General features: G+C 40.6%; 14 protein-coding genes. 8 read left to right on the top strand and 6 right to left on the bottom strand.

The features are described 5' to 3' along the window. Position 1 precedes the first annotated feature (1 nt). The gene (locus tag QL984_RS00520; RefSeq protein WP_290171854.1) at positions 2-937 is read right to left on the bottom strand and encodes an acetoacetate decarboxylase; all 936 of its coding nucleotides are present in this window, start codon (positions 935-937) and stop codon (positions 2-4) included. A 437-nt stretch (positions 938-1,374) separates the two neighbouring features. Between QL984_RS00520 and QL984_RS00515 the strand changes: the two genes are divergently transcribed. Then, positions 1,375-1,518: a hypothetical protein gene (locus QL984_RS00515; RefSeq protein WP_008113633.1), complete on the top strand. Its 144-nt coding sequence runs from the start codon at positions 1,375-1,377 to the stop codon at positions 1,516-1,518. Positions 1,519-1,640: 122 nt separating this feature from the next. Continuing rightward, positions 1,641-2,474 (top strand): transporter substrate-binding domain-containing protein, encoded by an 834-nt coding sequence (locus QL984_RS00510; protein WP_290171853.1) that lies wholly within the window; start codon positions 1,641-1,643, stop codon positions 2,472-2,474. A gap of 50 nt (positions 2,475-2,524) precedes the next feature. Here the strand turns inward: QL984_RS00510 and QL984_RS00505 are convergent, their stop codons facing one another. The 5 genes from QL984_RS00505 to QL984_RS00485 all read right to left on the bottom strand — a co-directional run bounded on the left by QL984_RS00505 (position 2,525) and on the right by QL984_RS00485 (position 6,123). Then, complete coding sequence (locus QL984_RS00505) at positions 2,525-3,106, bottom strand: YceI family protein (RefSeq protein WP_013465075.1); 582 nt, start codon at positions 3,104-3,106, stop codon at positions 2,525-2,527. Between the two features lies 1 nt (position 3,107). Continuing rightward, on the bottom strand, positions 3,108-3,659 hold the full coding sequence (locus tag QL984_RS00500) for a cytochrome b (protein ID WP_058154732.1): 552 nt from the start codon (positions 3,657-3,659) through the stop codon (positions 3,108-3,110). A 147-nt stretch (positions 3,660-3,806) separates the two neighbouring features. Then, positions 3,807-4,649, bottom strand: coding sequence for a ScpA family protein (locus QL984_RS00495; protein ID WP_290171852.1), 843 nt, complete (start codon positions 4,647-4,649; stop codon positions 3,807-3,809). Positions 4,650-4,651: 2 nt separating this feature from the next. After that, positions 4,652-5,272 (bottom strand): L-threonylcarbamoyladenylate synthase, encoded by a 621-nt coding sequence (locus QL984_RS00490; protein ID WP_013465078.1) that lies wholly within the window; start codon positions 5,270-5,272, stop codon positions 4,652-4,654. Next, positions 5,269-6,123, bottom strand: a complete 855-nt coding sequence (locus tag QL984_RS00485) for a PHP domain-containing protein (protein ID WP_290171851.1) — start codon at positions 6,121-6,123, stop codon at positions 5,269-5,271. Before QL984_RS00485 ends, QL984_RS00490 begins: the two co-directional genes overlap by 4 nt. A gap of 445 nt (positions 6,124-6,568) precedes the next feature. Here QL984_RS00485 and QL984_RS00480 point away from each other — a divergent pair, with 445 nt between their 5' ends. From QL984_RS00480 to trpA, 6 genes are read left to right on the top strand one after another with little or no spacing between them, the layout of a single operon-like run. Beyond that, positions 6,569-8,137 carry an anthranilate synthase component 1 gene (locus QL984_RS00480; RefSeq protein ID WP_290171850.1) on the top strand — a complete coding sequence of 523 codons (1,569 nt, stop codon included), beginning with the start codon at positions 6,569-6,571 and terminating at the stop codon, positions 8,135-8,137. 1 nt (position 8,138) lies between these two features. Beyond that, complete coding sequence (locus QL984_RS00475) at positions 8,139-8,741, top strand: aminodeoxychorismate/anthranilate synthase component II (protein ID WP_058154735.1); 603 nt, start codon at positions 8,139-8,141, stop codon at positions 8,739-8,741. Between the two features lie 10 nt (positions 8,742-8,751). Continuing rightward, the gene (trpD, locus tag QL984_RS00470; protein WP_033103348.1) at positions 8,752-9,789 is read left to right on the top strand and encodes an anthranilate phosphoribosyltransferase; all 1,038 of its coding nucleotides are present in this window, start codon (positions 8,752-8,754) and stop codon (positions 9,787-9,789) included. Beyond that, positions 9,782-11,146 (top strand): bifunctional indole-3-glycerol-phosphate synthase TrpC/phosphoribosylanthranilate isomerase TrpF, encoded by a 1,365-nt coding sequence (trpCF, locus tag QL984_RS00465; protein WP_290171849.1) that lies wholly within the window; start codon positions 9,782-9,784, stop codon positions 11,144-11,146. Before trpD ends, trpCF begins: the two co-directional genes overlap by 8 nt. Before the next feature lie 7 nt (positions 11,147-11,153). Beyond that, the gene (gene trpB, locus QL984_RS00460; RefSeq protein WP_010390233.1) at positions 11,154-12,338 is read left to right on the top strand and encodes a tryptophan synthase subunit beta; all 1,185 of its coding nucleotides are present in this window, start codon (positions 11,154-11,156) and stop codon (positions 12,336-12,338) included. Beyond that, positions 12,335-13,156 carry a tryptophan synthase subunit alpha gene (gene trpA, locus QL984_RS00455; RefSeq protein ID WP_028835137.1) on the top strand — a complete coding sequence of 274 codons (822 nt, stop codon included), beginning with the start codon at positions 12,335-12,337 and terminating at the stop codon, positions 13,154-13,156. Before trpB ends, trpA begins: the two co-directional genes overlap by 4 nt. The last annotated feature ends 65 nt before the right edge of the window (positions 13,157-13,221 follow it).

Genomic DNA, 13,221 nt, shown 5'->3' with positions numbered 1-13,221 from the left:
TTTAAATCTTAGTTGCGGCTAACTGGTCAAAATCCATTTGAACATAAAATGGTAAGTGCAGCGCTTGACTACCTAACTTCAGACCAAACATATCGGCAAGGGGGAAACTATCTAATTTATTAAGATGTAACGTAAACTCAGGTTTCAGAAATTTAAAGCGATGTATTTTTTTAATCATAGAGGGTGAGTGCATTACGCTTTGGTATACCGCTGAATCACTACTGCCATCGGGAAATTGCTTAAACAATATTTGATCCATTTGTGGATTAACAAACCCACTCAATAGCTGCTTTAATAATGACAAATCAATGCCTAAATGTTTACGAGAAAACAAATTTGCTACTTGCTCGCCAAAATCATCTAGGACAGAGAAAAAGTCATTTTCGTGCCCCTGAGAGTTTATTGTAATTGTAAATAACTCATGCATTTGCAGCTTTGATTCAGGCGAAAAATGATCAAAGCATTCTAAAGATAGTGAAAAATTCGAAAGCTCAGTTACACACTCGGGCATAATGTAATCACATAAATATTTATTATAGCCCCACGTTTCGCGACCATTTATGAGTGCATAAATGTTATTAACGCAGATAAATGCTGGATACCAATATAAGTAGCTTATATCCTCATTTTCAACTTTAGCGACAGGCAACCAAATGATAATATCTGTTTCTTGCATCCAACCATGCTGATCGAAAGGCGGTGTCATTGAGGCTATTTTTTCAATATCTGAAAATGTAATAAGCGCAAACTCGCCAAGTATTTTAAAACGAATATTCCCTTTAACGCCTACGTTTAGCGTTGAATCAATATATCTTTGTGATTTAGCTAATTCTACCTCAGCAAAAAAGCCATACATATTCGCATTGTGCATACGACAAGGCGGCTTTGCTATTGGATTAGATAAAAAATGTTGATATGGCGTAGATAGTGAGCTCATTTGACCCCCTCAGTTAAAAACTGAGTATAGTCAGATATATTCGGGTCTGTTGACCTTTGCGAATTAATATTTACGGCTATATGTGAATTCCACTCGATTCAAAGTATTTTAATAAATTGCTTGCAAAGTAAAATGTTGTGAAGTAGTATCGCTGCTTGGCTATAAAAAGCCCTAGCGGTTAACCTCTTTACCCTGATCCAGTAAGTCCCGCAAAACGTATATTCAAAAGCTAAGTTATTGTACGGCGAGAACCCCTATTAATACCTTGATGATTTATTTTTAATATCATCGTAAAAGTGTCATAAAGATCGTCAACACTGTAATGAAGCTAAACACAATTAGATTATTTATCATCTGTAATGTGCTTTAAGAAAAAGCCCAGAATAAATAACAAAAATAAAGTGAGTTTTATTATGTCATACAAATATAACGGATCTATGATCCAAATAGCACATCCAGTGCAATCAATTTCGGTTAACAAACATCGTGTAATCTTTAGCGATACACAAGGTTTGAAAAATGCATTGTTTCAAAAAGCAAGTGATGCACGTCAATTTGTAAAGTGGCTCAAAGCCAGCTAATTATTATTGATAAGTTAAACACTTATAAATAAATCTAAATGCCAGCGTGAAGCTGGCATTTTACTTTTTGGTGTATTATTGACTACACTTAAATCCTTGTTTATTTATTCGTTGTAGTGCAAATGCGGTTTTCGTGGTTAATACTGTTAGTCTGTGTATTTTTAAGCACAAAGTGTAATGCCAGAACAATAAAATGGTTAACACATGATTTTGCGCCCTACTACATTATAAGCGGGCCGAACAAATCCCAAGGTCGTGACGAAAGTATTATTTCGCTTTTAGAACAGCAGCTGCCGCATATTACCTTTGAAAGAGTGATCATCCCCTCAGGTAAAGTGATTCAGGAACTCGCAAACCTGCAGTCTAATGCCTGTGCTTTGTCGCTCTATAGGAATAAATACCGCGAAGAGCGTGTTTATTTCACACATCAAAGCTCTACAGCAGGGCTTTCGCCATCAATTGCCATGCATACCAAGCTAAGTAGTGCGCTTGATATTGAAGACGCTAAACCGGTGTCATTAACCAATTTATTAGTTAATAAAAAGCTTACCTTAGGTGTATCTATGAATCGCTCCTATGGCAGTGAAATTGATAAAATAATCAACACCACACCCGGTATAAATCTGGTCATTCGACCAACCCGCGATACCCTCAGTACGTTAACATATATGCTTAACCTTAAAAGAATTGATATTTTATTAGGTTACCCAAGTGAACATTATTATTTAGCAAAAACAATGGGGTTTACTGATAATTTAACCCAGCGGATGCTCACTGAAGCCCCAGAAATAAGTTACGGTTACATTGGCTGTACTAAAAACGAGCAAGGTGCAGAGGATATTGCTACGCTTAATCAACAACTCAAACTGATTAAGCAGACTGAAAACTATAAACAGATATTAACTCGGTGGTTACCAAGTCATTTAAAACCCAAATTAGAAGCACATTTACAATAATAAAAAGCTAAGCGTATTACTAATTAGCGCTTAGCTTTTTTAAAATAGTCTTACTGGCGAATACCTTCAATAAATAAACCAATATCAACATGGGTAGATGCTGGGCCTAAGTTATAGTCAATACCGTAGTCGGCCAGTTTTAAGCTAGTTTCTCCTTCAAAACCAACACGGTAACCACCCCATGGATCTTTACCTTCACCAATTTTATCTATTTCAAAGGTAATTGTCTTCGTAACACCGTGTAGAGTAAAGTCACCGGTTACAGTGGCTTCTTCACCGTCTTCGTCAAACTTAATCGCTGTACTCTTAAAGCTTGCCTGTGGGTATTTGCTTACGTTTAAAAAGTCACTACCACGTAAGTGTTTATCACGTTCTGCGTGATTTGAATCTAGGCTTGCCGTATCAATATTTACACTAATTTGAGACGCATTTGGATTTTTAGCATCGTAGTTAAATTTACCATCAAAGGTATTAAAACGCCCATGCAGCCAGCTGTAGCCTAAATGTTTAATCTTAAAGTTTACAAAAGCATGCGCACCTTTTGTGTCAATAACATAATCTGCGGCATTCGCAGTGGTCGCTGTCATAAACATCGCTGCTGATAACGCTGAAGTTAAAAATAATTTTTTCATTTTAATCATCCTTTTGTAATCTGATCATTCTAATTAATGTTTTATCTTTATCGATAAAGTGATGTTTTAGCGCACCTAACACGTGCAATACTACAAATCCAATTAATAAGCATGCGCTATAGAAATGGATTTGCCCGGCTATATCAGCCTGAGAATCAAACGCAAAGTCGATAGCTTTTACATAAAAAAAGCCAAATACTTCTATGGGTCGTCCATCAGCCGTCGAAATTAAATACCCTGACACCATAATGATCAGTAAAAACAGATACATTAAAATATGTGCTGTTTGGGCTAATTGATTTAACTGCTTGTTACTGCCAATCGGACTTGGTTTAACACTAAAGTGTCGCCATAACAGCCTAAAAACAAAAACCGCTGCTAAGCTAAGGCCAATGCTTTTGTGTAGGTCTAATGATCCTTTATACCAACTATCATAATAAGTCAGCTCAACCATATATAAACCTAAACCAAACAGACCAAACACGGTCAGCGCCATTAGCCAGTGTAAAAATATAGCCACCACGCCATAGCTGGTTTTTGAGTTTTTAAACATTCCCTACTGCCAATCTCTTATTTAGTAATAACACTACGATATAATGATTAAGTGGTGATTAAAATAGCATATGCAAACACTCATCGTGCGTATACGCACAGTAAAATGTATAAGGTTAATATAATTGCAAATGACGTTGAGAAGGGATTAGCTAGCAGCTGACTCGTTAAGAGACACGTATATTTGGCTATCAGGTTCAACCTGTAAGCAGGCAATCAGGCCCTCTTTTATTAGTTCTAATATGGCGATAAAACTAACAACAACCCCACTGCGTCCCTCTTCAAGGGTAAATAATTGAGTAAACGCAACAGGCGCTTTTGATTGGGATAAGGTATTTAAAATCAAGCTCATGCGCTCACGCGTTGAAAGGGTTTCAGCGCTAATTAAATGATGCTCGAATGTTTTTGCACGCGCCATGACATCGCTTAGCGCTAACAATAAATCTTTGATTGCCAGTTCAGGTAATGGCTGGTTTTTTTCTGCTAGTTCCGGCACGCTTGCCTGCGCTATAAAGATATCGCGGCCAACACGAGGTAGGCTGTCTATATTTTCGGCCGCTTTTTTAAATTGTTCGTACTCTTGTAAGCGTTTTATAAGCTCGGCGCGGGGATCGTCTTCTTCTTCTAACTCTTCATGAACAGGCAGTAACAGCCTAGATTTAATTTGGGCCAGCAATGCCGCCATTACTAAATATTCACCCGCGAGTTCTAGCTGGAACTCGCTCATCATTTCTACATATTTAACATATTGCTCAGTAATGCTAAAAATAGACAACTCAAGAACATCTAGCTTATGCTTTTTAATTAGATAAAGCAGCAGATCCAAAGGCCCTTCAAAGGTTTCTAAAATAACTTCAAGGGCATCAGGCGGGATATATAAATCTTCGGGTTTATCAACAACGGCTTTACCATGTAAAAATGCCAGAGGCAGCTTTTGCTGCACTGGCATATCAGGTGTTGGCGTTGATGATAGCGTCTCAGACTGTTTCATTGTTATTCAAATGGCGTTGTATCACCGCAACCAACACGAAGAATTTGAATATCATCTTCTGATAAATCAATCACTGTGGTCGCCTGCTCAGGTAAATACCCACCATGAATAATTAAATCCACATGTTTATCAAGGCGCTCTAAAATGTCATCGGGATCAGCTTGAGTAAACTCTTCCCCCGGTAAAATAAGTGAGCACGACATTAAGGGCTCACCCAGCTCAGCTAATAAAGCACACGCTATTGGGTGCTCTATAACACGTATGCCTATGGTTTTTTTCTTGTCGTTTAATAACCGCTTAGGCACTTCTTTTGTACCTTTAAAAATAAATGTGTAAGGCCCTGGGGTATTATTTTTAATAAGCCTAAACATTTGGTTATCAACACGTGCATAAGTAGACAGCTCAGATAAATCACGGCATACCAAAGTAAAATTGTGATGTTTTTCAATACCACGAATACGTTCAATGCGCTCTTTAGCTTGCTTATTACCTAAATTACAGCCTATCGCGTATCCTGAATCTGTAGGATACACAACTACGCCGCCTTGTTTAATAATATCAACAGCTTGAGAGATTAATCTAGGCTGTGGATTATCTGGATGTATATGAAATAATTGACTCATAATGCAACTCCTTCGTGCTTTTCCCATGTTTGCCAAACCCCTTGGCAATCTTTAGGTAAGTATAAATTTTTTCCAAGTTCTAAATAGCTAGTCGGAAAATGAAAATCAGAGCCTTGTGAGCAAAGTAGCTCGTATTCTTGGCTCAATAGCCCTAAAAACTGACGTTCACTTGGCGCCTGCTGCGGCTGAGCAACCTCCATTGCATCTCCGCCTACTGATTTAAATTCCACTAACAATTTACGTAGCCACTTGTTCGACATTTTATAGCTACTTGGGTGCGCTAAAACGGCCACCCCACCTGCGGCATGAATCGCCGCAATAGCTGTTTGCATATCACACCAATTACTTGGCACGTAACCGGTTTTACCTCGCCCTAAATACTTTTTAAATACCCCAGGAAAGTTTTTAGCTACACCACGCTCAATCAATGCTCTGGCAAAGTGAGCGCGAGTAATTTGTGCATTTTCGGCCAGCTCGCGAGCTTGTTGGTAAATACCCTCAAAACCATTTTTATTTAGTCGATGGCCAATCTCTATCGCGCGGGTTTCGCGTTTTTGCTGCTGATCGCTCAGTAATGTATGCAAGGTACTATCTTTGGTATCAATATTTAGTCCAACAATATGAATTTCAAAACTTTCCCACTTGGTTGATATTTCAACCCCGTTAATAAGTTTAAGCGGCAAATTTTCACGTTTGATAAAAGCCCGTGCAGGTTCGATAGCAGCCACCGTATCGTGATCGGTAATAGCAAATACATCAATATTTTTATCGACTGCTCGCGCTAATAATTCCTCAACGGTTAAATGGCCGTCTGAGTGCGTGGTGTGACTATGTAGGTCGTATTTTATCAAATGAAAACTACTTAAATTTAGGGTTTAACGGTGTTTCACCCAGTATAACAAGTTTTTTAACTAAATTGTTTTAAATAAACACTTGACATAAAAGCAGTTGATACGTTTTACTGTAGCCACTTTTAGACATTAAAGAATTAACAACAATGAAAAATACAATTCACAACATCATTTGGTGGTGGCACTCTTAAAATCAAGGGTGATGAATTGTCGTGTCTAAACAAAAAATTCTAACCCGCTACCATGCGGGTTTTTTTATCACTAAATTTTGCAATACAAGATTAACAGGAATTAAAAACATGAATAACGTAAATACTCTTACACATCATTGGTGGTGGCGCCTGGCATAGCGGGACGGTAATGGTCTATCTATAATTTAGACATCGTTATTCAAACCCCGCACTGCTTAGCATTGCGGGGTTTTATTTTTTTTAGGGGATGAGGTTTGATTTTTAGTCATATAACAACAACACCAGGTGAAGTGACCAGCATAACGCAAGTACGAGACTACATAAGTAGCCCACTTGCATTGTATGCCGCACTTGATAAACCTAACTCACTATTACTTGAATCTGCAGAGATAGATTCTAAAGATAGCGTAAAAAGCTTAATACTCGTTGATTGTGCACTGCGTATTGTCTGCCAAGGCAATCAAGTGAGCATAACAGCACAATCAAATAATGGTCAGCAGTTACTCAGTTATTTACAAGCTAATGTAAAAAACTGCGCATCACAGTTATCCGATACCACATTAACACTGGAGTATCACCCAGTAGATGACACCATTGACCAAGCCAGTAAGCTGATTGCAGATAACGCTTTTAGTGCATTACGCAGCTGTTTAAATAGCATTAAAAGTACCACCAACAATCCATTCTCGGTGTTTTTAGGCGGCGTATTTGCCTACGACATGGTGGCTAATTTTGAACAGCTAAGCGATGTACCCGACGGGGAAAACACCTGTCCAGACTATGTTTTTTATTTAGCAGAAACACTGGTTGTTATTGATCATCAAAAACAAACAACGGAATTAATTGGTAACGTATTTAATGGCCCTGATGTACATGCAAACTGCTTTGAAGTAGGCAAACAATTAGAGCGCTTGAATACATTATGCGACCACGCTGCTGACTTTAGCGCACCGAGCCAAACTGGCGACTGCCCAGTGAGTGTTGATATTAGTGATGAGCAATACTGCCAGCAAGTAATTAAGCTCAAGCGACACATAGTCGATGGCGATATTTTTCAAGTGGTGCCTTCTCGTACCTTCTCACTACCCTGCCCTGACTCTTTACATGCCTACAGCCAGCTAAAAAAACAAAACCCTAGTCCGTATATGTTTTACATGCGCGATGAAGATTTCTCATTATTTGGCGCATCTCCTGAGTCCGCGCTTAAATACGAAGTTCAGTCTCAACAGGTCGAGGTTTATCCGATTGCCGGCACACGCCCTCGCGGCAAATTTGCTAATGGACAAATCAACCCTGATTTAGATAGCCGTATTGAGCTTGAACTTAGAAACGATCAAAAAGAACGTGCAGAGCATTTAATGCTGGTTGATTTAGCGCGTAATGATGTAGCCCGCATTAGCGTACCGGGTACGCGCCATGCCAAAGAGCTTTTAAAAGTAGACCGTTACTCACAAGTAATGCACTTAGTGTCGCGCGTGGTGGGTAAATTAAAACCCGAACTAGATGCCCTACATGCTTATCAAGCCTGTATGAACATGGGCACATTAGTGGGCGCGCCAAAGGTAAGAGCTGCAGAGCTTGTGCGCCAAACCGAAGGGAAACGCCGCGGCAGTTATGGCGGCGCAGTTGGCTATTTAACTGGTGATGGTGCAATGGATAGCTGTATTGTTATTCGTGCAGCCTTTGTTAAAAATAATATTGCTTATGTGCAAGCTGGCGCTGGGGTTGTGTTTGATTCAGACCCAATGTCAGAGGCTAACGAAACCCGCGCTAAAGCACAGGCGGTGATCACCGCGATTAAATCGACATATGAGGCTGTATAAAATGAGTGAAGCACACCCTATTAAAATTTACTTTTTAGATAACTTTGACTCATTTAGCTATAACCTTGTTGATGAACTAACAATGCTAGGTGCTGAGTTAGTTGTTTACAGAAATAACATTAGCGCTGAAGTAATATTCAACAAAATGCAGGCAGAGCATAAGCAGGTATTACTGGTTTTATCGCCAGGCCCAGGGGCACCCAGTGATGCGGGTTGCCTAATGGAGTTGATTAGCTTGTGCAAAGGTAAATTCCCGATGCTGGGCATTTGTTTAGGCCAACAAGCACTAACACAAAGTTATGGCGGAGTAATCGGTCATGCTGGTGAAACCGTACATGGTAAATCATCAATAATTGAGTTAGACGATCACCCGGTGTTTAACGGAATGGGAAGCACTATACCAGTGGCGCGTTATCACTCATTAATGGCCACAAAAGTACCTGATAACTTAGCGGTTATTGCAAAGTATCAAGATATTCCAATGGCTATTTATCATCATCAAGACACTGCGCTGGGTTATCAATTCCACCCAGAATCTATTTTAACGCCCAATGGCGCTATGCTGCTACAGCAAAGCGTTGCCTATTTAACGCGTGCCAAATAAAGGGAACATTATGACTACACAATTACAAAACTCGCTTAATGTTCAACAGGCTATTGAGCACGTTATTGCCAAGCAATCATTGAGCTATGCACAAGCAAAAACACTTTTTGATCAAATAATGCAAGGGAATATGAGCGATATTGAGCTCTCTGCACTGTTAATTAGCCTTAAAATGAAAGGTGAAATAAGCGATGAAATCGCCGGTGCTGCGGCCTCAATGCGTGAAAACGCCGTGGCATTTACAACCATTAAAACTCAACTTGCCGATAGCTGTGGTACCGGTGGCGATGGTTCAAACACTATCAATATCAGTACAACCGCGGCAATTGTGGCAGCCGCTGCCGGTGTTAATATGGTAAAACATGGCAATCGCAGTGTATCGAGTAACTCAGGGTCTGCTGATTTACTCAAAGCCTTGGGGATCAATATTGATATGACTCCCACGCAAGCGGCTAAATGCCTTGAACATACAAATTTTACCTTTTTATTTGCACCGCACTATCACAGCGGCGTGCGCCATGCGATGAACGTTAGAACCACTTTAAAAACCCGTACTATTTTTAATATTCTTGGGCCGCTAGCTAATCCCGCTGCTCCAGATGTTCAATTACTCGGGGTATACGATGAATCTTTGTGCCTACCTATGGCGCAAACTCTTCATACTCTGGGCACTAAACGCGCTATGATAGTTCACGGCTCTGGCACCGACGAAATTGCCTTGCATGGCCCAACACAGGTTGTTGAGCTGGATAACGGCAAAATCACCCAATACACACTCAACCCTAGTGATTTTGACCTTGCAAACTATTCACTTGAACAATTAGCCGGTGAAGGCCCACAATACAATGCAAACGCCAGCCTTGCCATTTTACAGGGCAAAGGTAGCGAGGCACATAACGCCGCTATTATTGTTAACGTTGCTGCATTGCTGTACTTAACTGGCCAAGCACAATCGTTAAAACAAGGTGCACAAATAACACACTCATTATTACGTTCAGGCAAGGCCATGGACACACTAAATGCAATTATTGAGGTAAGTCATGGCTAATGTATTAGACAAAATTATTGCCGATAAAAAAATAGAACTCATTGAACGCAAAGCGGCACGCCCACTTGAGAGCTTTAAGCATCAAGCTGAACCGACTGAGCGTAGCTTTTATCAAGCGTTAGCAGCACCTGGCACGCAGTTTATTTTAGAGTGTAAAAAGGCATCGCCTTCTAAAGGGTTAATTCGTCAGCCGTTTGATTTAACAGAAATCACCCAAGCGTATAAGCAGTATGCCACTTGTATGAGTGTATTAACTGACGAAAAGTACTTTCAGGGTAGCTTTGATTACCTTGCGTTTGTGCGCAGCCAAGTAGAGCAGCCACTTATTTGTAAAGACTTTTTTATTGATGAATACCAAGTCTATATGGCACGTATTTATGGTGGTGACGCTATTTTACTGATGCTATCAGTGCTTGACGATGAGCAGTATAAAGCGCTTCATGCCGTCGCCGATTCGTTAAATATGTCGGTACTAACTGAGGTGAGTAACGAAGAAGAAGTGCATCGTGCACTGGCACTCAATGCACAAATAATTGGGATTAATAATCGTGACTTGCGCGATTTAAGCACCGACTTAGCCACAACCGAACGACTACGTAAGCTTATTCCTAACGATAAAGTGGTTATTTCAGAGTCAGGTATTTATACCCATCAAGATGTAAAGCGTTTAGCGCCTTTATGTAATGGATTCTTAATTGGCAGCTCATTAATGGCTGAGGCTGATTTATTACAAGCGTGTCGCCGCGTAATTCTAGGCGAAAACAAAGTTTGTGGATTAACCCGTAATCAAGATGCCATTGCGGCTTACGACAACGGTGCCCTTTATGGCGGATTAATTTTTTATCCAAAATCACCGCGCTTTGTCGATTTAGATTGCGCCAAAGAAATCAGCCAAAGTGCCCCTTTAAAATTTGTTGGGGTGTTTGTTAATGCCGCCATAGCAGAGGTTGCTGAGCACGCTAAACAACTAAAACTGTCTGCTGTTCAATTACATGGCCAAGAAGATGAACATTACATTGCATCGTTACGTAATGAACTACCACGTCATTGTGAAATATGGAAAGCACAGGCCATCAAAGATGCTTTGCCTCAACCTATTACAGGAGCCGATCGCCATTTATACGACACTCACAGTGATTCACAAGCTGGCGGCACAGGCAAAACATTTGATTGGTCGGTACTTCGCGATGCCACGACCCCATTTATGCTTGCTGGCGGCTTAAACCCAGACAATATATGCGATGCACTTTTTCAAGGTGCTCTTGGGCTTGATTTAAATTCAGGTGTTGAAGAGTCTCCAGGTAAAAAGTGTGCAAACAAACTACATCATGCTTTTACAAGTATCAGAAATTATTGAGGTTAAAATGCAAAATCCAGCTTATTTTGGCGAGTTTGGCGGTATGTTTGTACCCGAACTGCTTGTCCCTGCGCTTAAGCAGTTAGAAAACGAATTTAATAAAGCACAGAAAGATCCTGAATTTCAGGCAGAACTAAGTAAATTACTTAACGAGTATGCAGGTCGTCCTACCCCGCTTACTTTAACGCGTAACTTAGTTAAAAACCCAAAAGTAAAACTGTACTTAAAGCGTGAAGATTTACTCCACGGTGGTGCGCACAAAACAAACCAAGTTTTAGGCCAAGCACTGCTTACCAAACGTATGGGTAAAAAAGAAGTGATTGCTGAAACAGGCGCCGGCCAACATGGTGTAGCCACTGCACTTGCCTGTGCGTTACTTGGACTAAAATGCCGCATTTATATGGGTGCAAAAGATGTTGAACGCCAACAACCAAATGTATTTAGAATGAAGCTAATGGGCGCTGAAGTTATTCCAGTAACTGCAGGCTCGGGCACATTAAAAGATGCGGTTAACGAGGCACTGCGTGATTGGTCAGCCAATTATCAAGAGGCTCATTACCTTTTAGGTACTGCAGCGGGCCCTCACCCATTCCCGACTATTGTACGTGAATATCAAAAAATAATTGGTGAAGAAGCAAAACAACAAGTACTTAAAGCCGAAGGCCGTTTGCCTGATGCGGTTATTGCGTGTGTAGGCGGTGGGTCTAACGCAATTGGTATGTTTACCGATTTTATTGATGAGCCAAGCGTTAAACTCATTGGTGTTGAACCTGCAGGTAAAGGGTTAGACACGCACGAACATGGCGCAACTATCTGTAAAGGAACAAAAGGTATTTTGCACGGTACTTACACTTATATTATGCAAAATACAGATGGCCAAATTGAAGAGTCTTACTCTGTATCGGCGGGACTAGATTACCCCGCAGTTGGCCCTCAACATGCCTTTTTGCACGAAACTGGCCGTGCTCAATATGTCGGTATTACCGACACCAAAGCACTTGATGCCTTTCAAGCATTGGCTAAACATGAAGGGATTATTCCTGCGCTTGAATCAAGTCATGCGCTAGCCTATGCCCTCGAATATGCAGAAGAGCAAACGCAAGACAGTATCATTGTTATTAATTTAAGTGGTCGTGGCGACAAAGACTTAGCCCACGTACACAAGGTATTATCAGAGGAAGGTCAACTATGAGCCACGTAAAAACTGACCGTTATGGACAAATGTTTGCCGCGCTTAAAGAGCAAAACCAGGGTGCTTTTGTACCGTTTGTAACCATTGGCGATCCAGGTAAAGCGCAAAGCATCGAAATTATTAAAAGCTTAATTGATGGCGGTGCTGACGGGCTTGAATTAGGTATTCCTTTTTCCGACCCGATTGCCGATGGCCCTGTCATTCAAAAAGCCAATATTCGTGCCTTAAACGTGCATATTAATACGCAAGACTGCTTTGATATTATTAAAGAGATCCGTGAATATAACGCCGACATTCCAATTGGTTTGTTATTATATTCAAACTTAATATTTAAACGTGGCTTAGAAAAGTTTTACACCGATGCAAAAGCTGTGGGTGTTGACTCTATTTTAGTGGCTGATGTGCCATTACATGAGTCTAAAATGTTTAGAAAAGCCGCCATGGCCAATGGTATCGACCCGATTTTTATCGCTACACCGAACGCCAGTGACGATACCCTGCGTGAATGTGCATCATACGGCCGTGGCTACACCTACTTGCTTTCTCGTGCTGGGGTAACAGGTACAGACACCAAAGCACAAATGCCAGCAACCCATGTGGTTACGCGTTTGCAAGAGTACCACAGTGCGCCTGCGTTATTAGGCTTTGGTATTTCAACGCCTGAAGATGTAAAAGCGGCACTTAAAGCCGGTGCTGCGGGGGCTATTTCGGGCTCTGCTGTGGTAAAAATTATTGAAGCAAACTTAGATGATTTAGATGCAATGACCACGCAGCTAAAAACATTTGTAAGCGATATGAAAGCCGCTACTGCACTTTAATAGCAAGCTGTGTTTTATCATTATCAATAAAAAAGGGCATGTAATATGCCCTTTTCTATTTAAAA

The organism is Pseudoalteromonas sp. APC 3495, assembly GCF_030407645.1.
GTDB lineage: Bacteria > Pseudomonadota > Gammaproteobacteria > Enterobacterales > Alteromonadaceae > Pseudoalteromonas > Pseudoalteromonas tetraodonis.
The sequence above is the reverse complement of the archived record's forward strand: the minus strand, read 5'-3'. Positions and strand labels throughout refer to the sequence as shown.